This is a genomic window from Microbispora sp. NPDC049125 (assembly GCF_040802045.1).
In the GTDB taxonomy this organism is placed as follows: domain Bacteria; phylum Actinomycetota; class Actinomycetes; order Streptosporangiales; family Streptosporangiaceae; genus Microbispora.
Window position 1 is genome coordinate 120,908 of the sequence record NZ_JBEZDW010000014.1, and the last position, 22,866, is coordinate 143,773.

A 22,866-nucleotide genomic window follows, 5' to 3' on the forward strand; every position below is an offset into this window, starting at 1 on the left:
ACGGGGTCACAGGCGCTCGAAACCCCGGCCCCGCTCCCAGTCGGTGACCGCGCTCTCGAAGGCCGTGAGCTCGGCGCGGCGCCTGCGCCGGGAGTGTCGCTCTTCCCTGGCGGGACGACGACGGGCTCGCCGAACCGGTGCCATCCGGTCGCGGACCGGTACCGCACGGGGACGGCCGGCCGCACGCCGGCCGCCGGGAGTCTCGGGAGCGCGTGAGGCGGCGGGACCTCCGGCGGGCAGACGCTCGGGGGACATGCTGATCACCGCGCTTCCTCCTCGGCCTCGCCGGCGGCGGCGACGGCGTGCAGAAGCCGTTCCACCTCGGCGGATGTGGTGTGCGGGTTGAGCAGGGTCAGCTTGAGCCGCACCCGCCCGGGGCCCTCCCCTGGCAACTCGGTGCGGCCGATCACGGCCCGTCCCTCTCGGAGCAGCCGGCGCCGCAGCCCTGCGTTGACCTCGTCCGACCAGGCGGAGTCGGCGGGCAGGTAGCGGAACAAGAACGCGGTCAGGACGGGCTCGGCGTGCAGCTCCAGCCGGGGATGCGCGCGTACCGTGGCGGCCCCCGCCCGGGCGAGGTCGTGACAGGCGTCCACGAGCCGGCCGAGGCCCTCGCGGCCCAGGGTCCGTAAGGTCACCGCGAGGGGGAAGGCGTCCGCCCGGCGGGTGGTGCGCAGGGAGAGCCCCAGCAGGCTCCCGTAACCGGCCTCCTCGTCGTCGGCCGGGTTGAGGTAGGCGGCGCGCCGGGCCAGCGACGCGTACGTCTCCGCCCGCCGGACCAGGAAGACCCCGGCGGCGATCGGCTGCCAGCCCAGCTTGTGCCAGTCGAGGGACACCGAGTCGGCCAGGGCGATCCCGTCCATCAGTGGAGCGAGCCGGTCCGACAGCAGCGCCGCGCCGCCGTACGCGGCGTCCACATGCAGCCAGGCACAGTGCTCGGCGGCGAGCGCGGCGCACGCCGGCAGGGGGTCGACCGCTCCGGTGTCGGTGGTGCCCGCCGTCGCCACCACGGCCACCGGGGTCTCGCCCGCACTGACACTTCGCTTGAGGGCGTCCCCGAGCGCACGGGGATCCATCCGCAGCTCGTGGTCGACCGGGACGGGCACGACGGCCTGCTCGCCTAGGCCGAGCAGGGCCGCCGACCGCTGTACGGAGAAATGGGCGGCCTCGCTCGCGAAGATCCTCGGGCGAAGCCCGGCCGGTCCAGCCAGTTCGGTGAGCCCGGTGAGCCCGGTGAGCCCCACCTGGCTTCCGGTCGCCCGGCCCAGCACCCGGTCACGGGCGAGCATCAGGCCCATCAGGTTCGACTCCGTGCCGCCGGAGGTGAGCACGCCGGTGGCGTCGGACGGGTAGCCGACCAGCTCCCCCAGCTCCTTCAGCAGGAGGGTCTCGACCGACGTGGCGGCGGGCGCCTGGTCCCAGGAGTCCATGGAGGGGTTGAGCGCCGACACCGCCAGGTCGGCGGCCACGGCGACGGCGAGGGGCGGGCAGTGCAGGTGCGCCGAGCACCAGGGATCCGCCGGGTCGGCGCTGCCGTACGCCAGGAGGGCGGTCAGGTCGCGCAGCACGTCGCCACCGCCACCGGGATCACCGCCGCCGTCGCTGGTGTGGCGGGCGCCGCCGGTGCCGGACAGAGCCCGCGCGACTTCGGCGGCGAGATCCTCGGGCGATCCGGCGGGGACCGGGCCGCCCCGGCGTGCGGCGCCCGAGACCAGGGCGTCCAGCACGATGCGGAGCAACGGCTCCAGGGCCTCCGCCCCGCCGGCGCCCCCGGCCAGCGCCGCCGGGAGCATACGCAGAGGGTCGCTCATGCCGGCCGCCCAGCGAACCTCGCGGACGTCACCTCGGCGATGGCGTCGGCCAGCCGGTCGAGGACGGCCTCGGCCTCCTCGTCCGTGATGGTCAGCGGGGGGAGCAGCCGGACCGTCGCGTCGTACCGGCCGCCGAGCTCGACGATGAGACCGCGATCCAGGCAGGCCGCGCGGACCTCAGCCGCCGTCCGGGGGGCCGGTGGGCGCGCTCCGCACGAGTCGGGCGCCGCGTCGGGGTCGACGAGCTCGACGCCGATCATCAGGCCGCGTCCGCGCACGTCGCCGATCGCGGGCAGCTCGGTCCGCAGCCCGTCGAGGCGCGACATGACGCGGGCGCCGACGGCCGCCGCCCGCGCGGCGAGCCCCTCGCGGACGACGTGCCGCAGGGTGGCCGTGCCCGCGGCCATCGCGAGCGTGTTGCCGCGGAATGTGCCGGTGTGGGCGCCGGGCAGCCAGCCGTCGTAGTCGTCCCGGTAGACGATCACGGCCAGCGGCAGGCCGCCGCCGATGGCCTTCGACATCACGATCGCGTCGGGCACGATCCCGCTGTGCTCGACGGCCCAGAAGGCCCCCGTACGCCCGACGCCGGTCTGCACCTCGTCGACGATCAGCGGGATCTCGCGCTCGGCGGTGACGCGGCGCATCTCGCGGAGCCAGCCGTCGGGCGCGGGGACGGCGCCGCCCTCGCCCTGCACGACCTCGACGATCATCGCGGCGGGCGGGACGACTCCGCCGGCCGGGTCGTCGAGCAGCCGTTCCGCGTACGTCGCCGCGAGCTCCGCGCCCCGTTCCCCGCCGACCCCGAAGGGGCAGCGGTACGCGTACGGGTACGGCAGCCGCGTCACGTCGGCGGCGATCCCGGGCACCGGAGCCTTGACCGTGACGTTGCCGCCGGCGGCCAGGGCGCCCGCGGTCATGCCGTGGTAGGCGCCGGTGAAGGCGATCAGCCCGTGGCGCCCGGTGGCGGTCTGCATCAGCTTCAGCGCCGCCTCGACCGCGTCCGTGCCCGCCGGGCCGCAGAAGTGGACGCGGGCCCGGTCGCGCAGGCCGTCCGGCAGCGTGGCGAACAGCGTCTCGACGAACTCGTCCTTCTCTGGCGTCGCCAGGTCCAGCACGTGCAGGGGGGCGCCGCCGTCGACGGTCCGCCGGATGGCCTCCAGCACCACCGGGTGGTTGTGGCCGAGGGCGAGGGTGCCGGCTCCGGAGAGGCAGTCGAGGTAGCGGCGCCCGTCGGCGCCCTCGACCGTCATGCCGGACGCCTTGACCGGGACGATCGGGAAGGACCGGGCGTACGTGCGGGCCGAGGACTCCCGGGCGCGCTGGCGCCGCAGGACGCCGCCTGCGTCGGCACGGGCGCCGGGCTGACGGGAGATGCCGTCGTTCAAGGTCATCGATCAGGCTCCTGGTGATGGGCTGCGGATGATCAGAGCATGTGCCGTTCGGCGACGGGGTGGCCGAGGAAGCGGTGCATTGCGAACTCCCAGCCGTAGGAGCCCGCGTAGGGGAAGACGACCAGGTCGCCGGCGCGGACGCGGTCCACGTGGACGTCGCGCAGCAGGGTGTCCTCCGGTGTGCACAGCTCGCCCACGATGGTGATCCTGACGTCTTCGGCGGCGGGGCGCGGCAGGCCCGGCGGCCACCGCTCGACGGGCAGGATCGCGACGTTGTGGACGATGTCCCACGACGTGGGCAGCAGGAAGTGGTTGATGCCGCCGCGCAGCACGGCGAACCACCCGCCGTACGACCGCTTCACGTCGGTCACCTCGGCGGCGTACCAGCCGCAGGCGGCGGCGAGGAGGCGGCCGGGCTCCAGCACGACCCGCACGCCGGGCGGCGGCTCCACCTGCCCGGCGAGCTTGCCGAACAGGGCGACGTCGAAGGGCTCCTCGCCTTCGAACGCCACACCCAGGCCGCCGCCGATGCCGACGTGGCGCAGGTCCACGCCGTTCTCGCGCGCCGTACGGGCGCTCCACTCCACGCACCACCGCAGGTACGCCGCGTGGGCCCGCGCGTCGAGGTTGTTGGAGGCGGCGTGGACGTGGAAGCCGGCCAGGTCGACGCCCGGCAGCCGCACCGCCTCCCGCAGGACCTCGGGCACGTCGGGCTCGGGCACCCCGAACGCCGACGGAGTGCCGCCCATGTGCAGCGAGCCCCCGATCGGGATCTCGGCGGGGTTGACGCGCAGGGCGACCCGGGCGCGGACTCCTTCGCCGGCCGCGATCCGGCTGATCCGGCGCAGCTCCAGCGGGCTCTCGGCGTTGATCGCCTCGACGCCTGCCCTGACCAGGGCCGTCAGGAACGGGACCGACTTGGCCGGCCCCGCGGCGACCACACGGGTTATTCCCTCTGCCGTACGGGCGTGGACCCGGCGGGCGAGCTCCAGCTCGGTGACGGACGCCACCTCGAAGCCGTCGACGTGCGGGGCGAGGGACTCCACGACGCCGGGGAAGGAGTTGGCCTTCATCGCGTAGTGGACGGCGGCCCACTTGGGAAGCGCGGCCCGCAGCGCCCCGGCCTGCGCGGCGGCGATCGAGCCGTCGTACAGGTACGCGGAGACCGTCGTAACGCCGTCCGCCATGCTGAGCAGGCGGCTGCGCAGGGCTCCGGGAAGCACCTCCACCGGATAGGCGGATCGCGGCGCCGCCGAGGGGGGAAGCTGCATCGTCACATCGTCTCACTCCAATAACTTAGGTGAGCCTAACCTAACATCGATCGACGATCTGACAAGGGGACGGATCACTATGTGAGCCGTGTCGCCTGTGGGAGCGGGGATCGTGGAGACCGTCGGCATGACGGAAATTTCGGGATGGATGAGCGGCGGTACTGTGGGAGAGATCCGAGACCGGAAGGCTGTGGGATGACGGGAACGCCTGGGTGAGCCGCGCCACTCGCCCCGCCGCCGGTGGACCGGCGCGCCCGCCCGGCATGTCCCGGGACGGGGACCGGCTCCCCGATCTGCCGCCGGCTGTGCTGTTCGCCGCGCTCGACGGCTGCGGCGACGGCGTCGTGCTGTGCGACTCCGTCGGACGCGTGGTGCTGGTCAACGCGGTCGCCGCGGAGATGCTCCCAGGAGTCGAGGCGGGGACGGACACCGCGCGCGGGCCGGCGGCCGAGCTGTTCGCCCACGACGCCTCGCCCGGCAGCGGCGGCGAGGTCCCGCACGGCGATCGGCCCGGCCGCGAGGTGCGGCCCGCGGATCGGCCCCGCGAGGTCCGTTACGGCGATCGTCTCATCCGGGTCCGCGGTGAGCGGGCCGGGCTCGATCACCACGTCTGGCACCTCACCTACGCCGGCCTCGCCGGCCCAGCCGGCGGGGTGGCCGCGGCCTTCGCGCTGCGGGCCGAGCGCAGGCGCACCGAGTTCCTGCTCGACGCCGGCCGCCGGCTGTCCGCCTCCCTGAACACGCGCCGCTGCGCCCGCGCGACCGCGGAGCTCGCCACCGGCTTCCTCGCCGACTCGGCGATCGTCCTGCTCCCGGCCGACCTGCGCCGCCGGGTGGAATGGGTGCGGGTCACCGCCGGGCGTGGACAGGCGTCCGCGCGATTCGAGGAAGGCGCCGTCCCCGCGGCGGACACGGCCACGGTGGCGGGCCTCGCCGACGCTCTGACGGCCTCTCCCCACGGAGGCGTGTGGCGGCTCGACCCGGCCGGGACGCCCGGGTGGCTGGTGCCCGAAGGGTTCGGCGACGCCGGTCACCTGATGGCGATCCCCTTGCCCGGGAACGGAGCGCCGTCGGCCGCTCTCGTCCTGGCCCGGCGCGCGGGCGGGCCGCCCTTCGACGAGGAGGATGAGGCCCTGGCGCGCGCCCTCGCCGTACGGGCCGGAGCCGCGATCGCGGCGGCCACGCTCTACCGGGAGCAGAGCGACACCAACGCGATCCTGACGGGTGATCTGTTGCCGCCCGACCTGCCGGACGTCGACGGGATCGAGCTGGCGGGATCGTTACGCGCGTCCGAGCAGGCCGGGCTCATCGGGGGCGACTTCTACGACGTGTACCTCCCCGACGCCTTCGCGGCCTTCGCCGCCGAGCCGTACCCGCAGGACATCACAGGGGGTGCGGCGACGGACCGGGATATCCGGGCGCCGCTGGTGATCCTGGGCGACGTGTGCGGGAAGGGCGCCCGGGCCGCCGTCCTGGCGGGCCAGGTGCGGCACAGCCTCCGCACGCTGCTCCTGCTGGAGAGCCGCCCGGAGCGGCTGATCGAGCTGCTCAACCGCGCCCTGCTCGCCTCGCCGTCCCCCAACTCGTACGTCACGCTGGTCATGGGCGCGCTGAGCCGGGCCCCCGGGGGTCACACGCGCCTCCACCTCTCGGTGGCCGGGCACCCGCCGCCGCTGGTGCTGCGCCGGGACGGCGTGGTCGAGCGGGTCGCCATACGGGGATCGCTCCTCGGCGCGCTGAAGAACCCCGTCCTGAACGCCGTCACCGTGGACCTGGCCCCCGGCGAGGTGTGCCTGTTCTACAGCGACGGCGTCACCGAGGCGTTCGGAGGCCCCTCCGCCCGGGAGATGTTCGGCCCGGCCCGCCTGGAGGCGGCCCTGGGCACCTGCGCGGGAATGCCGGTGGCCGCCCTCGTCGAGCGGCTGGAGCAGATCAGCACGGAGTGGCTGGCGGGAGGCGAGCACGACGACCGTGCGCTGCTCGCCATCCGGGCCCGCGGCGCGAGTGGTTGACGGTCTCCGTCCCGGGAAGGTCCCTACCGATGAGCAACCTGACCATCGCTCACGACCTGAGCGCGTCCGCCGAGCACTATCTGGAACGCATCGGCGAGGCCGACGAGTACGCCGCCGTGGACGTGGTCCTCGGCCTGATCGAGGACGGCGTTCCGGCCGAGGACGTGCTGCTGCGCGTCGTCGCGCCCGCACAGCGCCTGGTCGGTGAGCTGTGGGCCTCCGGCACCTGGTCGGTGGCGCGTGAGCACGGCGCCACCGCCGTCAGCGAGCGCGCCGTCGCCGCGATCAGCGCGCGTGTACGGCCCCGGCCGACGCTGGGCCGGGCCACCGTGGCCTGCGCCGACGGGGAGTATCACGCGCTGCCCGCCCGGATGACGGCCGAGGTGCTGCGCCTGCGCGGCTGGCGGGTCGACTTCCTCGGCGCCAGCGTGCCGGGACGGCACCTGGTCACGCACCTCCAGCAGACCGGGCCGGACGTCGTCGCCCTCGGCTGCGCGCTGACCACCCGCCTGCCGCGCGTCCACGCGACCATCACCGCCTGCCAGGCCGTCGGCGTCCCGGTCCTCGCCGGCGGGCCCGGCTTCGGCGCGGACGGCCGTTTCGCCGCGCTGCTGGGCGCCGACGGGTGGGCCCCGGCCGCCGACGCCGCCGCCGACCGGCTGGCGTCCGGCGACCTGCCGTCGTTCCCCGCGCCGCAGACCACGGGCCACCTGGCCGGTGAGGAGTACGCGGGGCTCACCCGCCGCCGGGCCGACCTGCTCACGCGTGTGATGGCGGGCCTGACCCGCTCCTACGCCCCCATGGCGTCCTACAGCCCGCAGCAGCTCGAATACACCGCGGAGGACCTGGGGCACATCGCCGACTTCCTCGGCGCGGCCCTGTACGTCGGCGAGCCCGCGGTCTTCACCGACTTCGTCACCTGGACCTGCGACATCCTGGCCGCGCGCGGGGTGCCGGCCGACTCCGTCTCGCATGGGCTGCGGATCTTCCACGACGAGCTGGAGGACCTCCCACAGGCCCGTACGCTGCTCGCCAAGGGCGTCGAGGCGGCTTCCGGCGCCGGCGGCCCCGGGGAGGGCACGCGGTAGATGCCGGACACGCCGCCGTTCCAGGCCGAGCCGTTCGCTCCCGAGCCGGGCGTCATCCGGCTCGCGCTCAAGGGCGCCCTCGACTACAGCACCGCCCCCGACGTGCCGGCAATGGTGCCGGAGCTGTTCGCCGACGGTCCGCACACCCTTGAGCTCGACCTGTCCGGCCTGGAGTTCGTCGACTCCTCGGGCCTGGCGGCGCTGCTGGAGCTGCACCGGGCCTGTGCCGCTCAGGGGGCGCACCTGCGGATCGTGGCCCTCACTCCGCACCTGAGCCACCTGCTGGAGGTCACGATGCTGGACGAGGTCTTCGACCTGCCGGGCTGAGTCCTTTCACGGGGTGGCCGAGGGCGGCGAGGGCGCGGCGAGCGACAATGGGCAGGTGAGCGGGCGCGTCCGCGCGGGCATCCGGGTCGAGGGCGTCGTGCAGGGGGTGGGTTTCCGGCCCTTCGTGTACGGCCTGGCGACGCGGCTCGGGCTCGACGGGCTGGTCGGCAACGACGAGCGCGGCGTCTTCATCGAGGTCGAAGGCGGCCCGGACCGGGTCGAGGAGTTCCTTACGACGCTCCGGGGGAGCCCGCCCCCGCTGGCGGTGATCGAGCGGATCAGCGCCGGCAGCCTCCCGTCCACCGGCGAGAGCGGCTTCCTGATCGCGCGGAGCGCGACCGGCGGGGACCGGCGTGCGCTCGTGTCACCCGACGTCGCCACCTGCGCCGACTGCCTGCGCGAGATGGACGACCCGGCCGACCGGAGGCACGGCTACGCGTTCACCAACTGCACCAACTGCGGGCCCCGTTTCACGATCGTGCGCGACGTGCCGTACGACCGGCCGAACACGACGATGGCCGCGTTCACGATGTGCGAGGACTGCGCGCGGGAGTACCACGATCCGGCCGACCGGCGCTTCCACGCCCAGCCGGTCTGCTGCCCCGCCTGCGGGCCGCGGCTCCGGTTGCTCGGGGGAGACGGCCGGGAGATCCCCGGTGACCCGCTGGCGCGTGCGGTCACTCTGCTCCGCGGAGGCGAGGTGGTGGCGGTCAAGGGGCTCGGCGGCTACCACCTCGCCGCTCTGGCCTCCAGCGAGCCCGCCGTCGCCGCGCTGCGGTCGCGCAAGCACCGGGAGGACAAGCCGTTCGCCGTGATGGTGCCTGACCTGGCGGCGGCACGCCTGCTGTGCGACGTGGATTCCGACGAGGAGCGCCTGCTGGAGGACCGTGCCCGGCCCATCGTGCTGCTCACGCGGCTGGCGGACGCGGACATCGCGCCTTCGGCGGCGCCGGGGAACCGGTCGCTCGGCCTGATGCTGCCCTACACCCCGCTGCATCACCTCCTGATGCGTGCGCTGGCCCGCCCTGTGGTGCTGACCAGCGGGAACGTCTCCGACGAGCCGATCGCCTACCGCGACGCCGATGCTCTGGAACGGCTCGGCGGCATCGCCGGCGCCTTCCTGACCCATGACCGGCCGATCCACACGCGTACCGACGACTCGGTCGTCAGGGTCTTCCGTGGCCGGGAGCTGCCGATCCGGCGCTCGCGCGGATACGCGCCGCGTCCGCTGCCGCTGGCCTGGGGCGTCCCCCGTCCCGTCCTCGCCTGCGGCGCCGAGCTCAAGCACACGTTCTGCCTGGCCAAGGGGGATCACGCGTTCGTCTCCCACCACATCGGGGACCTGGAGAACCACGAGACGCTGCGCTCGTTCACCGATGGGGTCGAGCACTTCCGGCGGCTGTTCGACATCGTCCCCGAGGTCGTGGCCCACGACCTGCATCCCGAATACCTGTCCACCAAGTTCGCTCTGGAACAGGAGGGCGCCGACCTGGTGGGGGTGCAGCACCACCACGCCCACATCGCGTCCTGCCTGGCCGACAACGGGGTGGCCGGGCCGGTGATCGGGGTGGCCTTCGACGGCCTGGGGTACGGCCCGGACGGCACGCTGTGGGGCGGGGAGTTCCTCGTCGCCGACCTGGCGGGATTCACCCGGTCGGGACATCTGGCGACGGTGCCCATGCCGGGTGGCGCGGCGGCGATCCGGCAACCCTGGCGGATGGCCGCCGCCTACCTCGACCTGCTGGGCGACGCCCCGGCCGATCTGCCGGTCGTACGGCGCAACGCCGAGCGCTGGGACGCCGTGACGGCGCTGGCCCGCCGGGGGCTGAACGCGCCTCACACGTCCAGCATGGGACGGCTGTTCGACGCCGTTGCCGCCATGGTGGGCGAGCGGGACTCGATCACCTACGAGGGCCAGGCCGCGATCGAGCTGGAGCAGTGCGCCGACCCAGCGGAGACCGGCGCGTACGCTTGCCGCCTCACGGACGGGACGCCGTTCGAGGTGCGGGGCGTCGATCTGGTGGAAGCGGTCGCCGGAGATCTACAGGCGGGTACGGAGGCGCCGGTGGTGGCCGCGCGCTTCCACAACGCGGTCGTCCAGGTCGTCGCGGACGGCTGCTCGCGAATCAGAGAGGCGGGCGGCCCGTCCACCGTGGCCCTGTCCGGCGGCGTGTTCCAGAACATGCTGCTGCTGGAGCGGGCCGCGACCCTGCTGGAGGAGCGCGGTTTCCGGGTGCTGCTGCACCATCGGGTGCCGCCGAACGACGGCGGCGTCAGCCTCGGGCAGGCCGCCGTCGCCGCCGCCCTCGACCGCCACTGACCCGCAGCCTCAGACCCACAGCTCAGTCACAGGGTCTCGGGGAGCAGCGTCAAGGTCGCGACGTGCCGTGGCCGTACGGCGGTGAAATGGCGGCGGTCAAGAGTGGCGACCTTTATAACCCGCAGCCGTTCAGCGACCGCGATCAGCGAAGCATCGACCAAGCCGAGCCGTAAGTCGTCATACGTCTCAACGAGTTGAGCGGCACGGTCCACGTCCTCGGGCGCCAACTCCACCAGTTCGAGTTCGCCTCGCGCCACTGATGCCAGGAATGCGGCTTCGCTCTTTGCGCCGAGATTCTTCTCCACATGCCAGGAGGTCTCGGTCAGGACGGTGGTGGGAAGCAGGAGCCGGCCAGGAATGGTGGCGAGCAATCGCGCCGAAACCGTGTGATGAGCGTCGGATCGATCGATCGCGGCGTACAGGACTCCGGTGTCCACAAGCGTGACCGTCACGAAGGACGATCCAACCCCTCCCGGAGCAGTTCGTCATGCCGTTCGGAGATATCGCTGCGTCCAGACGCTCCCAAGCCGATGAAGGACAACTCCCGCCGCGCGGACTGAGTCTGTGGCGTCTCGGCGAACCTGGACAACTCCGGGTCGGACTCCACAAGCACGCGCAGACGCCGCACCCCGGCGGGTGGAAGTCGGTCGACGAGGTGGTGCATGTCCTCGTATTCATGGGCAGCGGTCATACCTCCGAGTCTACGCACCGCTCCCGGCCCCGAGCGCTAGCCTCCTGGACCTCGCTCCACTTGGCGTATCCGTCGCTCATCGGCTCCCTCTGCCGCATGCTGCCTCGCGTTCCTTCAGGCGCGCAGGAGGGCGTCGACCGGTCGCACCCTGTTGTGGCACAGGAGGCGCCGTCCGTCATGATCGATGGAACTCGTGCACGACCTCGATGCGGCCGATGATGTGGTCGTTGAACTTATCCAGCTCCTCGGCGGGGACCCACAACTCCAGGATGTCCCTGCCGCCCGCCTGCTGGACCGGGTAGCGGGCGAGAAAGTCGCTGTCGACCTGGAATCGGGTGACGTAGCCGGCGCCGGAGTGCGGGACGTTCCAGTCTCGGGCGATTTTGATCGCGTAGCCCTCGTTCAGCACCGGATAGAAGATCGGCTGCTCGGGCAGGCGCGGCGGCCATCTGCGCCATCCCGATTGGCGCACCAGCTCCAGCTCCTCAGGACCGGTCGGCCGCCAGAGCGTGGTGGCCCACCCGGTTTGGTCGTCATGGGTCGCTCCTCTTTCGCTCCCGTGTCAAGGGTGACGGTAACAATCACGAGAAGGCGGACGACACCGGATTTGCCGGCTGATCAACGTCCGTCAGCCGGCCTGGTCGCCGGAGGGGAGGGTGGGGCTGTCGGCGTCGACGGGCTCCTGCGGCTCGACGCCGGTGGAGTCCTCGGCCGACGAGGTCCCGTACGGGCGGCCCGATCGGCCCTTGACCCCCGCCGTCTCGCGCCCCGCCTCGCCTTCCTCCTGGGCGATCTCCTCGCCCCGCCGGGCGGGGCCGGGCCCGACGTCCTGCGCGGAGGCCGCCTCGGTGTCGGCCGCCGGGACGCCCGACTCCTCCTCCTCGGACGTCAGCCGTCCCGGGCCCGGCTCCCCGGCCGCGTCCGGAGAGAAGGCGCGGTCGCCCGCCTGCGCGGCCTCCTCGCTTCCGCCTCCGACATCCGGGGAGTAGCCGTGCTGGTCATCCCCCTCGAACCGGCCGGGCCGGTCGGTCTCACGTGTCTCATTCATCTCACACCTGCCTGAGCAGTCGCTTCGGTCAGCAGATTCGCGGCAGCGGATCGCCGACCAGCACGTCGACGATGCGGGTGCCACCGAAGGCGGTCCGCAGCAGCACGAGGCCCGGCGGGTCGTCCTTGACGTGGCCGATGAGCGCGGCGCCCGCGCCGAGCGGATGCCCGCGCAGGGCGTCGAGGGCGGCTCCGGCGGCCTTCCCGTCGACGACCGCGATCATCCGGCCCTCGCAGGCGACGTAGAGCGGGTCGATGCCGAGCAGCTCACACGCGCCGCGCACGCCCGGCCGTACGGGAATGGCGTCCTCGTCGACGACAACGGCGACACCGGAGGCGCGGGCGACCTCGTTCAATATGGTCGCCACCCCGCCCCGCGTGGCGTCGCGCAGGCACCGTACGCCGTCCGGCGCCGCGTCCAGCAGCGCCGCGGTGAGGCCGTTCAGCGGGGCGGTGTCCGACGTGAGGTCGGCCTCGATGTCCAGCTCGCCGCGGGCCAGCATGATCGTCACGCCGTGCTCGCCGATCGGGCCGGACACGATGACGGCGTCCCCGGGACGCGCCCCGGCGGCGCTGAGGGCGATCGGACGGTCCAGCACGCCCACCCCGGCGGTGCTTACGTAGCAGCCGTCGGCCTTGCCGCGCTGGACGACCTTGGTGTCGCCGGTCACGACGCTCACCTCCGCCTCCGCGGCCGCCGCGGCCATCGACGCGGTGATGCGCCGCAGGTCGTCGAGGGGGAAGCCCTCCTCCAGCACGAATCCCGCCGCCAGGTAGAGCGGGCGGGCCCCGCAGACCGACAGGTCGTTCACGGTCCCGTTGACCGCGAGGTCCCCGATGTCGCCTCCGGGGAAGAACAGCGGGGAGACCACGTACGAGTCGGTCGTGAAGGCGAGCCGCGAGGTGCCCATGCCGAACACGGCGCCGTCCTCCAGCGGCTCCAGCAGCGGGTTGCGGAACGCCTCCAGGAAGACCGCCTCGATGAGGGTCTGCGACGCCTTGCCGCCCGCGCCGTGGGCCATCGTGATGTGCTCCTCGCGCACCCGGGCCTTGCGGCTGCGGGCGCGGTCGATGCGTTCGAGCACCTGCTCCTCGCGGCTCCGCGGGCCGGCCGTCGTGGCGTGCTCCCGCGCGTCGGCGGCGCCCGCGTGCTCGCGGACGGCCGCTTCGGCCCAGCCCGCCGTCCGTTCCGTCTCCGCGCTCCGGTCGACGCCGGCGACCTGTTCGAGGTCCGCGGCATGTTCGAGGCCGGCCGCGCGTTCGGTTCCGGTCACCGGGTCGCCTCCCTCACCCGCTCCCGCGAGAAGCGGCCGAAGTTGTAGTACGCCGCGCAGGCGCCCTCGGAGGACACCATGCAGGTGCCGATCGGCGTCTCCGGCGTGCAGGCCGTGCCGAACACCTTGCACTCCCACGGCTTGAGCACGCCCTTGAGCACCTCGCCGCACTGGCAGGCCTTCGGGTCCGCCACCCGTACGCCGGGGATGTCGAACAGCCGCTCGGCGTCGTGGACGGCGTAGCGGTCGCGCACCCGCAGTGCGGAGTGCGAGATGAAGCCGAGGCCGCGCCACTCGAAGTACGGCCGCAGCTCCATGACCTCGCCGATGACCTGGAGCGCCTTGACGTTGCCCGCCCACGGCACCACCCGCGCGTACTGGTTCTCCACCTCCGACCGGCCCTCGGCGAGCTGCCGCAGCAGCATGTAGATCGACTGGAGGATGTCCAGCGGCTCGAACCCCGCCACCACCAGCGGCTTGCCGTAGTTGCGGGCGATGAACTCGTACGGCCGGCAGCCGATGACGGTCGACACGTGACCGGGGCCGATGAAGCCGTCGAGACGCAGGTCGGGCGAGTCGAGGATCGCCTTGATCGCCGGGATGATCGTCACGTGGTTGCAGAAGACCGAGAAGTTGCGCAGGCCCTCGGCCGCCGCCCGCAGCACGGTCATGGCGGTCGACGGCGCGGTGGTCTCGAACCCGATCGCCATGAACACCACCCGGTCGCCGGGGTTCTGCCGGGCCACCTTCAACGCGTCCAGAGGCGAGTAGACCATGCGGATCCGCGCGCCCTGGGCCATGGAGTCGAAGAACGACCCCCGCCCGCCGGGCACCCGCATCATGTCGCCGAACGACGTCATCACGACGCCGGGCTGCTCGGCGATGTGGATGGCGTCGTCCACCCGGCCCATCGGGATCACGCAGACCGGGCATCCGGGCCCGTGGACCAGCGTGACCGTCTCGGGCAGGTAGTCCTCCAGCCCGTGCTTGTAGATGGTGTGGGTGTGGCCGCCGCACACCTCCATGAACTTGTACGCCCGGCCCGGCTCGCACAGGCTCGCGATCTTCGCTGAGAGGGCCCGGGCCTTGTCGGCGTCGCGGTACTCGTCGACGAAGCGCATCGCGCTCACCCCCGATCCGTACGGTCGATGGACGAGTCGCGGAGCGCGGCCAGCTCGTCGTCATAGGCCTGGCCGATGCCCTCCAGGAAGTCCAGCGCGGCCCTGGCCTCCTCCTCGTCGATCTTCGAAAGGGCGAAGCCGACGTGGATCAGGACCCAGTCGCCGGGCCGGAGCGGCTCGTTCTCCAGCAGGCCGATGTTGATCGCCCGCCGGACCCCGCTCACGTCGACCTTGGCGAGGTCACTGTGGCCGGGCTGGATCTCCACGATCTCGCCCGGAATGCCCAGGCACATGGGACTCCTCCGCGATCTGGATGGATTCGAGGACGAGCCGGTCGCCGCCCTCGGTGTCGATTTCGGTGCCGCCGCACCCGGGGCAGAGCACGAGGGGGTCGGCGGACATGGTGGTGCGCCCGCAGGCGCGGCAGGTGAGCCTGGCGGGCTCGATGACGAGGTCAAGCGTGGCGCCCTCGGCGGTGGTCCCCTCCGCGACCACGGCGAATGCCTGGTCCATGGCGGGCGTGGCGATGCGCAGCAGCGCCCCCGCCCGTACGCGGACCCGGCGCACCGGCCTGCCCTTGGCGCGGCGCTCGACCGCGTCGAGGACGGCCTCGGCGATCCCGAACTCGTGCACGCGCTCACCCCCCTCCGGCGGGCCCCGCCACCCGGCGGGGGGAGGTCCGCAGCAGCATCCTGCGGATCCGCACGTACCGCTTGATGTCGGGGAGCGACTGGACGAGCAGCGCGGCCACGCCCGCCAGGAACAGCAGGATGATCAGGCGTTTCAGCATCGTGTCTCCTCCTCGTGCCCCGCGGCGACCGGCGCGTCCGCCCGCCGCCGCTGCTCGATCAGTTCGAGGACGAGGCCGGCGGCGGGCTCGACCGCCCCGGCGACCGGGAGGCTCAGGTCCATCCCGGGCGAGGTGTCCGCCGGCTCGCAGCCCACGACGAGCACGCCGGTGCCGGGATGGCCCAGGGCCCGCGCGAGCGTGATGACCGCCTCGGGAGTCATCGCGTGGCCGTCGACGAACGCGCCGGTGGTCTCGCCGGTCTCACCGGTCTCACCGGGCGAGGGCTCCAGGACGTAGAGCGTGCCCGGCGGCCTCCCGCGCGGGGCCGCGTCCACGAGGATGGCCAGGTCGTAGCCCGAGGTCAGCTCGTACGCCAGGTGGACGCCGCGGATGCCGAAGTCGCCGGCCTCGACGCCGGGCGGCAGGTCCGCCTCGGCCAGCCGCCGGGCCACGGCCACGCCGAACCCGTCGTCCCCGAGGAAGACGTTGCCGACCCCCGCGACCAGGATCCTCACGGCTCGTCCCCCCCGAACGGCTGGTCTTCCCCGAACGGCTGGTCTTCCCCCAGCGACCCGAGCGGCTCCACCTCGTCGGGGGCGAAGTAGAGGTAACGCCCGTGCGCCCGCTGCAGGTCGGCCCCGGGGTCGTCGTCCAGCGTGACGGCGAGGTGCCGCGCCCCGTCCACGTCGGACAGAACGGCCTCCACCCGGGCCGTACGGCCGGTGAGGAACATGTCGTGGGCGTCGGCGCGCCGTCTGCCGGGCCGCAGCCGCACCCGGCTGCCCCGGGCCACCGTCACCCCGTCGACCACCACGCCGTCGGTCTCCGGCGACACGTCCTGGTCGGCCCCCGGGTCCCACCACGGGACACCGGTCTCGCGGGGCTCGCGGGGCTCGCGGGGCTCGCGGGGCGCCGGATCCCAGGCGGGGTGGCGGATCGCGCCGTGCAGCCGCTCCAGCAGGTCGGGCGGCAGGTCGCCGGCCCGCTCCACGATCTCGGCCGCCCTGGGATCGGTCGCGCCGGCCTCCCGCTTCTCCTCGTCGGTCAGCGTGAGCGTGCGCAGGCTGAGCAGCTCGTCGATCTCGGTCGAGTCGAACAGGTCGCCGGGGCTCTCCGGGGCGATCTCCGGATAGTCGTACAGGATGATCGGGGAGGACAGCACGACGTCGCGGTGGTCCGGATCCCCTACCAGCACCGGCCACGTGTGCTCGTTGCGGCACAGCTCGGCCGCCGCCCTGGCCCACTCCGGCGGGTCGAGCAGCGAGACGAAGGACCCGCCGGTCACCCCGATGAGCAGATGGGCGGCGACGAACGAGTGCCGCAGGGCCTGCTCGCGCGGCGCCTCCGCCCGCTCCCACCCGGCCCGGTTCTCCGCTGTTACGTGCACTCTGACCAGGCCGTACGGCCCGGGGAGCCGCTCGGCCGCGACGCGGAGGGCGCCGCTCAGCGGCCGGTGCCTGCTGACGACCCGGCCGACCTGCTCGCCGTCGGGGGAGACGATCGGCTCGACCGAGCGGTCACCGGGCACGCGCACCTCCACCGTGTGCGGCGTCCCGCCCAGCTCCGCCAGGAGCAGCACGGCCCGCGCCTCGCGCTCGGTCGCCTCCTCGAAGGTGAGGTAGGTCCGGTCGCCCGCCGTCAGCCGTGGCACGCGCCGGTGCCGACCGTCCACGGTGCGCTCCACGGTCCGCGTCTTGACGTGCAGGAACCGCAGGCGCAGGTCGAGCGCCGCGTCGTGCCCCGCCTCCAGGAGGCACTCGGTGACGCTCGCCGAGGGCTCGCCGGTCGAGGTGAACGCGGGCGGCACGAGCACGCCGAACTGCCAGCGCATCCGGTTCTTCTGGGCGGACGCCCGGTACGGGTAGAGCAGGTAGCCCTCGTAGAGGACGGCGTCGGCGACGCGGCGGGCCCGGTCCATGAGCGCGGTCATCGGCGCGGTCATCGGCCCGCCTCCTTGAGTAACAGCCCGAGGGCCTCGTCCCAGGTCGGCAGGGCCCGTTCCGACTTGAAGCGGAGCAGGTCGCGCAGGGTGTCGCGGCGCAGCCGGAGCCAGCCGGAGCCGGGGAAGCAGTGGTCGATCAGCTCCCGCCAGACGGCGACGGGCAGGCGGTGGCGGGTCTCGCAGTGCCAGGGGATCTGCCGCACCGAGAAGCCCTCCCGCGTCCTGGCGAACACCGTGCCGCTGAACAGCAGGATCAGCGGGATCTCGCCTTCCTCCAGGGACGCGAAGTACTTGCCGGCCGCGACCTCCAGGTCGTAGCTGCACGGAACGGGAAGATCGACCAGCGCGCTGTCCGTGAACCCCGGCACCATGACCGACACCGTCGCGAACTGGATCGGCCGCAGCGTGTCCCCCCAGCGCGCCGGCTCCCCGAACAGATCCGTGAGCAGCGCCGCCTCCTCCGGGGCGTACGGCCTGCGGTGCGGCTCGATGCGGATCTGGCAGCGCAGCGCGAGCGCGTGCACCCCGCCGGGGGAGGGGTCGGTGACGCGCAGTTTGAAGACGAGCGTGGGGGAAGCGGCGTAGGCGTCCGCCCGCACCCCGAGGCACTCGAACCGCGGCTCATGGGTCATCGTCGCCTCCGGGGTCGGTCCGCGGGCCGGGCCGGCGCTCACGCTCGTCGCCGCCTCCGGTGTCCGACACGAGCCGGCTCCGCTCGCGCAGGCCGGCGAAGAAGCCGTCGATGGCGTCCCACGCCACCCGGCCGCCGTCGAAGCCCTTCCAGTGCAGGCGCACCAGCCCGACCAGCCGGTAGCAGGCGTCGATCGGCACGAGGTGGCATGAGAAGCCGTCCTCACGCCGGTCCACCAGCAGTGCCTCGACGTCGGGCTCGGCGTCGGCGAGCGCCGGGTTGGCCGCCAGGATCCGTTCCCAGGTCTCCATCGGCAGGAGGGACTCCGTCGCCCCGGCCGGGCTGGGGTAGAAGGCGACGGTCCGGCCGATCGCGGAGTTGCGGAAGAAGAACGCCGTGCGTACGGGGATCTGCAGCTCCTCCCAGTCGGCCGCCGACATGCGGAACGACGGCGCGTGGAGGTAGCGGTCCGGCACGGCGCGGTATCTTCCCTGGGCGGCCCCCTCGGGCATGAACAGCATCCGGCAGGCCCGGCAGGTGCACAGCAGGGCCCGGGTCTCCACGTCGACCACGTGGCCGTGATCCTCGGCGAGGGGTTCGGAGCACATCTCGCACCCGGGCGTGCCTCCCTGCGGAGGGGCCACCGGAAGGCGCTCGCGGAAGCGGCGCAGGCCGATCGTCACGGGGCGGCCCCCTCCGGCACGGGGCAGGGCCCCGGCGCCCGGCGCCCGATCTGGAGCAGGGGGCCGGCCGGCTCGGCGGCCACCCCGTCCACGTCCACCCGCGACACCTCGGGCGCGGCCTCGGCGATCGCCCGCTCGATGGCCTGGGTGACCGTGATCCTGGACGACGGGCAGCCGTTGCAGGTGCCCTCCAGGCGCAGCCGTACGACGCCGTCGCCGTCCACGCCGAGCAGCTCCACCCCGCCCTCGTGCAGCCCGAGGAACGGGCGCACCTCGTCCAGGGCCGCGCGTACCCGCTCGCCCGTGGTCAGCGGGTGCAGGTCGTGCAGCACGAGCAGGTCGCGGATCAGGTCGTCGTCGACGAGGGCCCGGAGCACGTCCGCCGCCTCCCGCTCGGTGACGATCTCGACGACCCGCTCCAGCCCCGCGCCGTACAGCTCCACGAGGACCCGCACCAGCTCCTCGGCCCTCGCCCGGGCCCCGTCGTCGGCCAGCGCGCCAAGCTCGCCGATCAGCGCCTCCACCCGGTCGCCGGCCGCCTGGACGTCGCGAGCCCGCCGCATCCCCGTGGCCCCCTTCACCCTGTCATCCCCCGGGCGACGCCGGGGTGAAGGCGTGCGGGCTGTGGACGACGCGCAGCTCCCTGCCGCGGCCGAGGTACATGTGCACGCCGCACGGCAGGCACGGGTCGAAGCTGCGCACCGTGCGCATGATGTCGATGCCCTTGAACGTCTCCGGCGGGTTCTCCTCGAAGATCGGCGTGTTCTGCACGGCGTCCTCGTACGGCCCCGGCGTGCCGTAGACGTCGCGGACGCTCGCGTTCCACGGCGTCGGCGGGTACGGATGGTAGTTGGCGATCCTGCCGTTCCTGATCACCATGTGGTGGGAGAGCACACCGCGCACCGCCTCGGTGAACCCGCAGCTGATGGCCTCCTCCGGCACGGTGAAGGGCGACCACGTCTTGGTGTGCCCCTGCCTGACCTCGGCCAGGGCCTGCTCCACGAAGTGGAGCGCGCAGGCCGCGGCGTACGCCTGGAAGTACGTGCGGGCGCGGTTGCGCTCGATGGTGTTCGACAGGGGCTCGCCGTCGTACTCCGGGATCCGCCACTCGAACGACGTCTCCGGCCGGGTGGCCGTCTTCGGCAGGTCGATGACCACGCTGTGCCCGGTGGACCGCACGTAGCCGAAGTCGACCAGGCCGGACAGCGCGGTCACCCACAGCCGGGCGAGCGGCCCCCCGCCGGTGTCGAGCGGCAGCATGTCCTTCCCGTCGAACCAGCGTGGCGACATGACCCAGCTGTACTTGCCGGTGAAGTCGCGCTTCTGCGGGCGCGGGATCGTGTGCTGGTTCCAGGGGTGCCGGATGTCGACGGGGTTGCCGAGCGGGTCCTCGGTGACGAACGGCTCCTGGTCCTCCCAGTCGTCGTAGTAGGAGCTGCCGAGCAGGATCCTGATGCCGAGGTTGATGTCCACCAGGTCGTTGGTGATCAGCTTGCCGTCCACCACGATGCCCGGGGTGACGAACATCCTGCGGCCCCACTCGTTCATCCGCTCGTAGGTGAAGTCGCAGTGCTCCGGGTCGTTGAGGCTGCCCCAGCAGCCCAGCATGACGCGCCTGCGGCCCACCTGCTCGTATCCCGGCAGCGCCTCGTAGAAGAAGTCGAACAGGTCGTCGTGCATGGGCACGACCCGCTTCATGAACTCCACGTAGCGCATGAGGCGGACGAGGTAGTCGGTGAACAACTGCACGGTCGCGACCGTGCCGACCCCGCCCGGATACAGCGTGGAGGGGTGCACGTGGCGGCCCTCCATCAGGCAGAACATCTCCCGCGTGGTGCGGCTCATCGCCAGAGCCTCGCGGTAGAACTCGCCCTCCAGAGGGTTCAGCGAGCGCATGATGTCGGCGATCGTGCGGTAGCCGTGGTCGCGCGCGTGCCGGGCCTCGGTGCGCTCGGCCAGCGCCAGCACGCCCGGGTTGGTCTCCCTGACCATCTTCTCGCAGAAGTCGACCCCGACCAGGTTCTCCTGGAAGATGTTGTGGTCGAACATGTACTCGGCCGACTCGCCGAGGTTGAGAATCCACTCGCCGAGGTGCGGCGGGCGCACGCCGTACGCCATGTTCTGCGCGTAGACCGAGCACGTGGCGTGGTTGTCGCCGCAGATGCCGCAGATGCGGCTGGTGATGAAGTGGGCGTCGCGCGGGTCCTTGCCCTTCATGAAGATGCTGTAGCCCCGGAACACCGACGACGTGCTGTAGCACTCGGCGACCTCGCGGTTCGCGAAGTCCACCTTCGCGTAGATCCCGAGGCTGCCGACGATGCGGGTGATCGGGTCCCACGCCATCTCGACGAGCTCACGGTCCTCCTTGGCCGCCGCGCGGTCCTTGTGCGGTGACAGCGTCATCTCAACTCCCGCGTCATGTCAGCTCCGAGCGTCATCTCAGCTCCAGGGCGCCTTGTAACCGGTGAGCAGCTCGCGTCCCCTCTTGCGCCACTTCGGCTCCTTGTCCACCGTCTTGAGGGTGAAGCCGCGCAGGGTGCGGACGACGCCGCCGTACGCCCGGCTGGCGGTCGCGGAGACGCGCGCCCCGGGCGGCTCGTCCATGAACGGCATGAACTTGTCGGGGAAGCCGGGCATCGTGCACGCGATGCAGATGCCGCCCACGTTGGGGCAGCCGCCGATCCCGTTGATCCAGCCGCGCTTGGGGACGTTGCACTTCACCACCGGCCCCCAGCAGCCGATCTTGACCAGGCACTTGGGGGAGCCGTACTCGGTGGCGAACTGGCCCTGCTCGTAGTAGCCGGCCCGGTCGCAGCCCTCGTGGACGGTCTGGCCGAACAGCCACGTCGGGCGCAGCGCCTCGTCCAGCGGGATCATCGGCGCCTGGCCGGCGACCTGGTAGAGCAGGTAGAGGATGGTCTCCGACAGGTTGTCCGGGTGGATCGGGCAGCCAGGCACGTTGACGATCGGCAGCCCGGCCTTGGATTTCCAGTCCCACCCCAGGTAGTCGGCCACGCCCATCGCGCCGGTCGGGTTGCCGGCCATGGCGTGCACGCCGCCGTACGTGGCGCAGGTGCCGGCCGCGAGCACGGCGGTCGCCTTGGGCGCGAGCCGGTCGAGCCACTCGCTGGTCGTCATCGGCTGGCCGGTGTCCGGGTTGTTGCCGAACCCGCACCAGTAGCCCTCCCGCTTGATCGACTCATTGGGGATCGATCCCTCGACGACCAGCACGAACGGTTCCAGCTCGCCCCGGTCGGCCTTGAAGAACCACTCGATGAAGGTGTCGGCGCCCTGCATGGGGCCGCACTCGAAGTCGATCAGCGGCCAGTGCACCGCGACCCGGGGCAGGCCGGGGAGCGCCCCCATCACGATCTCCTCGATGCTGGGCTGGGTCGCGGCCGTGAGCGCCACGGAGTCGCCGTCGCAGCTCAGGCCCGCGTTTATCCACAGGATGTGGACGACGGGTTCCTCCGTGGCCCCCGATGTCGTCTCCCGCGTCTCGGCCGGCGCGCTCATGCCGCTCACCCCCGTGATCCGCTCGTCGTCGCGCTCGTCGTCAGCAGGGCGCCCTGGGTCAGCTCCCAGAGCGCGTGGTAGACGGTGGTCTGGGCCTCCTGGATCCGGTGCACAGACGACGACGGCACCACGAAGAGGTGGTCGATGGTGCCGAGCTCGGCCATCTGCCCGCCGTAGTAGCCGGCCAGCCCGACCGTGATCATTCCGCGCCGGTCCGCCTCCTCGAAGGCGGCGATGAGGTTGCGGGAGTTGCCGCTCGTGGACAGCCCCAACGCGATGTCGCCGGCGCGGCCGGAGGCGGCGAGCTGGCGGGCGAACACCACCTCGAACCCGACGTCGTTGGCGAGCGCGGTCACCACCGCGACGTCCGCGGTGAGCGCGAACGCCGGCAGCGGCCGGAAGGCGCCCCCGGGGCGCAGGAACAGGGCCGCCACGTCCTGGGCGTCGGTGGAGCTGCCGCCGTTGCCGAAGGCGAACAGCCGGGCGCCCCGGGCGAAGGCCTCGGCCATCGCCTGCGCGCACGCGGCCATCCGCTCCCCGTCGCGCTCGGCCACGGTCCGGCGCAGTGCGGCGATCTCCTCCGCCTTCTCGACGGTGGAGCGGCGCACCTCGGCCAGCACGGAGTCGAGGTCGACGGCGCCCGAGTAGAGGAAGGGGTACAGCGACTCCATCGAGCCGTCCGGCGCAGTCACGTCGCCACCTCCCCGGCCGTCTCCCGAGCGGTCCCCGGGGCCGTGTCCGGGGCTGTCTGGTCGAGCACGGCGATCGCCTCCTTGGCGTGGACCAGGACGGTGTCACCCGCGCGGGCCTCCACGAGCGCGACACTGATCTCCTCCCGGCCGCGCCCGGTGTCGACGAGCGCGAGGTCCGCCTCCAGCAGCCGTACGACCGTCACCGGCACCGCCTCGTCGGAGCAGGTGACGCAGACCTCGCCGTGGCAGTGACCCGTCACGG

General features: G+C 72.9%; 25 protein-coding genes. 4 read left to right on the forward strand and 21 right to left on the reverse strand.

Features of this window, described 5'->3' with window-relative positions; translation table 11 throughout:
- Positions 1–260: 260 nt before the first annotated feature.
- From AB0B72_RS18380 to AB0B72_RS18390, 3 genes are read right to left on the reverse strand one after another with little or no spacing between them, the layout of a single operon-like run.
- Entirely contained in the window at positions 261–1,808 is a 1,548-nt protein-coding gene (locus AB0B72_RS18380) for an aspartate aminotransferase family protein (protein WP_367739990.1), read from the reverse strand.
- A complete protein-coding gene (locus tag AB0B72_RS18385; RefSeq protein WP_367739991.1) occupies positions 1,805–3,199 on the reverse strand; it encodes a diaminobutyrate--2-oxoglutarate transaminase family protein in 1,395 nt (464 codons plus the stop codon). The genes AB0B72_RS18380 and AB0B72_RS18385 overlap by 4 nt, the downstream gene beginning before the upstream one ends.
- Before the next feature lie 32 nt (positions 3,200–3,231).
- Positions 3,232–4,470, reverse strand: a complete 1,239-nt coding sequence (locus tag AB0B72_RS18390; RefSeq protein WP_367739992.1) for a hypothetical protein — start codon at positions 4,468–4,470, stop codon at positions 3,232–3,234.
- A gap of 212 nt (positions 4,471–4,682) precedes the next feature.
- Between AB0B72_RS18390 and AB0B72_RS18395 the strand changes: the two genes are divergently transcribed.
- From AB0B72_RS18395 to hypF, 4 genes are read left to right on the forward strand one after another with little or no spacing between them, the layout of a single operon-like run.
- Positions 4,683–6,482 carry a PP2C family protein-serine/threonine phosphatase gene (locus tag AB0B72_RS18395; RefSeq protein ID WP_367739993.1) on the forward strand — a complete coding sequence of 600 codons (1,800 nt, stop codon included), beginning with the start codon at positions 4,683–4,685 and terminating at the stop codon, positions 6,480–6,482.
- A gap of 29 nt (positions 6,483–6,511) precedes the next feature.
- Positions 6,512–7,570: a B12-binding domain-containing protein gene (locus AB0B72_RS18400; protein ID WP_367739994.1), complete on the forward strand. Its 1,059-nt coding sequence runs from the start codon at positions 6,512–6,514 to the stop codon at positions 7,568–7,570.
- Positions 7,571–7,897: an STAS domain-containing protein gene (locus AB0B72_RS18405; RefSeq protein WP_367739995.1), complete on the forward strand. Its 327-nt coding sequence runs from the start codon at positions 7,571–7,573 to the stop codon at positions 7,895–7,897.
- A gap of 55 nt (positions 7,898–7,952) precedes the next feature.
- Positions 7,953–10,217 (forward strand): carbamoyltransferase HypF, encoded by a 2,265-nt coding sequence (gene hypF / locus AB0B72_RS18410; protein ID WP_367739996.1) that lies wholly within the window; start codon positions 7,953–7,955, stop codon positions 10,215–10,217.
- A 26-nt stretch (positions 10,218–10,243) separates the two neighbouring features.
- Here hypF and AB0B72_RS18415 read toward each other — a convergent pair whose 3' ends face one another.
- The 18 genes from AB0B72_RS18415 to AB0B72_RS18500 all read right to left on the reverse strand — a co-directional run bounded on the left by AB0B72_RS18415 (position 10,244) and on the right by AB0B72_RS18500 (position 22,864).
- On the reverse strand, positions 10,244–10,669 hold the full coding sequence (locus tag AB0B72_RS18415) for a type II toxin-antitoxin system VapC family toxin (RefSeq protein WP_367739997.1): 426 nt from the start codon (positions 10,667–10,669) through the stop codon (positions 10,244–10,246).
- Positions 10,666–10,908, reverse strand: coding sequence for a hypothetical protein (locus tag AB0B72_RS18420; protein WP_367739998.1), 243 nt, complete (start codon positions 10,906–10,908; stop codon positions 10,666–10,668). Before AB0B72_RS18420 ends, AB0B72_RS18415 begins: the two co-directional genes overlap by 4 nt.
- A 175-nt stretch (positions 10,909–11,083) precedes the next feature.
- Complete coding sequence (locus AB0B72_RS18425; RefSeq protein WP_367739999.1) at positions 11,084–11,380, reverse strand: hypothetical protein; 297 nt, start codon at positions 11,378–11,380, stop codon at positions 11,084–11,086.
- 156 nt (positions 11,381–11,536) lie between these two features.
- Positions 11,537–11,956 (reverse strand): hypothetical protein, encoded by a 420-nt coding sequence (locus tag AB0B72_RS18430; protein WP_367740000.1) that lies wholly within the window; start codon positions 11,954–11,956, stop codon positions 11,537–11,539.
- Positions 11,957–11,984: 28 nt separating this feature from the next.
- Positions 11,985–13,229: a hydrogenase expression/formation protein HypE gene (hypE, locus tag AB0B72_RS18435; protein ID WP_367740001.1), complete on the reverse strand. Its 1,245-nt coding sequence runs from the start codon at positions 13,227–13,229 to the stop codon at positions 11,985–11,987.
- The gene (hypD, locus tag AB0B72_RS18440; RefSeq protein ID WP_367740043.1) at positions 13,226–14,350 is read right to left on the reverse strand and encodes a hydrogenase formation protein HypD; all 1,125 of its coding nucleotides are present in this window, start codon (positions 14,348–14,350) and stop codon (positions 13,226–13,228) included. Before hypD ends, hypE begins: the two co-directional genes overlap by 4 nt.
- 5 nt (positions 14,351–14,355) lie before the next feature.
- Entirely contained in the window at positions 14,356–14,643 is a 288-nt protein-coding gene (locus tag AB0B72_RS18445) for a HypC/HybG/HupF family hydrogenase formation chaperone (protein ID WP_367740002.1), read from the reverse strand.
- Positions 14,591–14,983 (reverse strand): hydrogenase maturation nickel metallochaperone HypA, encoded by a 393-nt coding sequence (locus AB0B72_RS18450; RefSeq protein ID WP_367740003.1) that lies wholly within the window; start codon positions 14,981–14,983, stop codon positions 14,591–14,593. The genes AB0B72_RS18445 and AB0B72_RS18450 overlap by 53 nt, the downstream gene beginning before the upstream one ends.
- 4 nt (positions 14,984–14,987) lie before the next feature.
- On the reverse strand, positions 14,988–15,140 hold the full coding sequence (locus AB0B72_RS18455) for a hypothetical protein (RefSeq protein WP_367740004.1): 153 nt from the start codon (positions 15,138–15,140) through the stop codon (positions 14,988–14,990).
- Positions 15,134–15,655 carry a hydrogenase maturation protease gene (locus AB0B72_RS18460; RefSeq protein ID WP_367740005.1) on the reverse strand — a complete coding sequence of 174 codons (522 nt, stop codon included), beginning with the start codon at positions 15,653–15,655 and terminating at the stop codon, positions 15,134–15,136. Before AB0B72_RS18460 ends, AB0B72_RS18455 begins: the two co-directional genes overlap by 7 nt.
- The gene (locus AB0B72_RS18465; RefSeq protein ID WP_367740006.1) at positions 15,652–17,082 is read right to left on the reverse strand and encodes a hypothetical protein; all 1,431 of its coding nucleotides are present in this window, start codon (positions 17,080–17,082) and stop codon (positions 15,652–15,654) included. The genes AB0B72_RS18460 and AB0B72_RS18465 overlap by 4 nt, the downstream gene beginning before the upstream one ends.
- A complete protein-coding gene (locus tag AB0B72_RS18470) occupies positions 17,079–17,714 on the reverse strand; it encodes a DUF6084 family protein (protein ID WP_367740007.1) in 636 nt (211 codons plus the stop codon). The genes AB0B72_RS18465 and AB0B72_RS18470 overlap by 4 nt, the downstream gene beginning before the upstream one ends.
- Positions 17,704–18,396 carry a DUF5947 family protein gene (locus tag AB0B72_RS18475; RefSeq protein ID WP_367740008.1) on the reverse strand — a complete coding sequence of 231 codons (693 nt, stop codon included), beginning with the start codon at positions 18,394–18,396 and terminating at the stop codon, positions 17,704–17,706. Before AB0B72_RS18475 ends, AB0B72_RS18470 begins: the two co-directional genes overlap by 11 nt.
- Positions 18,393–18,977: a NifU family protein gene (locus tag AB0B72_RS18480; protein WP_367740009.1), complete on the reverse strand. Its 585-nt coding sequence runs from the start codon at positions 18,975–18,977 to the stop codon at positions 18,393–18,395. The genes AB0B72_RS18475 and AB0B72_RS18480 overlap by 4 nt, the downstream gene beginning before the upstream one ends.
- A 4-nt stretch (positions 18,978–18,981) precedes the next feature.
- Positions 18,982–20,799 carry a nickel-dependent hydrogenase large subunit gene (locus AB0B72_RS18485; RefSeq protein ID WP_367740010.1) on the reverse strand — a complete coding sequence of 606 codons (1,818 nt, stop codon included), beginning with the start codon at positions 20,797–20,799 and terminating at the stop codon, positions 18,982–18,984.
- Positions 20,800–20,835: 36 nt separating this feature from the next.
- Positions 20,836–21,912 carry a hydrogenase expression protein HypE gene (locus AB0B72_RS18490; protein ID WP_367740011.1) on the reverse strand — a complete coding sequence of 359 codons (1,077 nt, stop codon included), beginning with the start codon at positions 21,910–21,912 and terminating at the stop codon, positions 20,836–20,838.
- Positions 21,913–21,917: 5 nt separating this feature from the next.
- A complete protein-coding gene (locus AB0B72_RS18495; protein WP_367740013.1) occupies positions 21,918–22,604 on the reverse strand; it encodes an SIS domain-containing protein in 687 nt (228 codons plus the stop codon).
- A complete protein-coding gene (locus tag AB0B72_RS18500; RefSeq protein WP_367740015.1) occupies positions 22,601–22,864 on the reverse strand; it encodes a HypC/HybG/HupF family hydrogenase formation chaperone in 264 nt (87 codons plus the stop codon). The genes AB0B72_RS18495 and AB0B72_RS18500 overlap by 4 nt, the downstream gene beginning before the upstream one ends.
- Positions 22,865–22,866 lie beyond the last annotated feature (2 nt).

Coding starts and splice junctions, on each gene's coding strand:
- AB0B72_RS18380 (WP_367739990.1), bottom strand. CDS start 1,808: ATGAGCGACCCTCTGCGTATGCTCCCGGCGGCGCTGGCCGGGGGCGCC.
- AB0B72_RS18385 (WP_367739991.1), bottom strand. CDS start 3,199: ATGACCTTGAACGACGGCATCTCCCGTCAGCCCGGCGCCCGTGCCGAC.
- AB0B72_RS18390 (WP_367739992.1), bottom strand. CDS start 4,470: ATGCAGCTTCCCCCCTCGGCGGCGCCGCGATCCGCCTATCCGGTGGAG.
- AB0B72_RS18400 (WP_367739994.1), top strand. CDS start 6,512: ATGAGCAACCTGACCATCGCTCACGACCTGAGCGCGTCCGCCGAGCAC.
- AB0B72_RS18405 (WP_367739995.1), top strand. CDS start 7,571: ATGCCGGACACGCCGCCGTTCCAGGCCGAGCCGTTCGCTCCCGAGCCG.
- AB0B72_RS18420 (WP_367739998.1), bottom strand. CDS start 10,908: ATGACCGCTGCCCATGAATACGAGGACATGCACCACCTCGTCGACCGA.
- AB0B72_RS18430 (WP_367740000.1), bottom strand. CDS start 11,956: ATGAATGAGACACGTGAGACCGACCGGCCCGGCCGGTTCGAGGGGGAT.
- hypD (WP_367740043.1), bottom strand. CDS start 14,350: ATGCGCTTCGTCGACGAGTACCGCGACGCCGACAAGGCCCGGGCCCTC.
- AB0B72_RS18445 (WP_367740002.1), bottom strand. CDS start 14,643: ATGTGCCTGGGCATTCCGGGCGAGATCGTGGAGATCCAGCCCGGCCAC.
- AB0B72_RS18455 (WP_367740004.1), bottom strand. CDS start 15,140: ATGCTGAAACGCCTGATCATCCTGCTGTTCCTGGCGGGCGTGGCCGCG.
- AB0B72_RS18465 (WP_367740006.1), bottom strand. CDS start 17,082: ATGACCGCGCCGATGACCGCGCTCATGGACCGGGCCCGCCGCGTCGCC.
- AB0B72_RS18470 (WP_367740007.1), bottom strand. CDS start 17,714: ATGACCCATGAGCCGCGGTTCGAGTGCCTCGGGGTGCGGGCGGACGCC.
- AB0B72_RS18485 (WP_367740010.1), bottom strand. CDS start 20,799: ATGACGCTGTCACCGCACAAGGACCGCGCGGCGGCCAAGGAGGACCGT.
- AB0B72_RS18490 (WP_367740011.1), bottom strand. CDS start 21,912: ATGAGCGCGCCGGCCGAGACGCGGGAGACGACATCGGGGGCCACGGAG.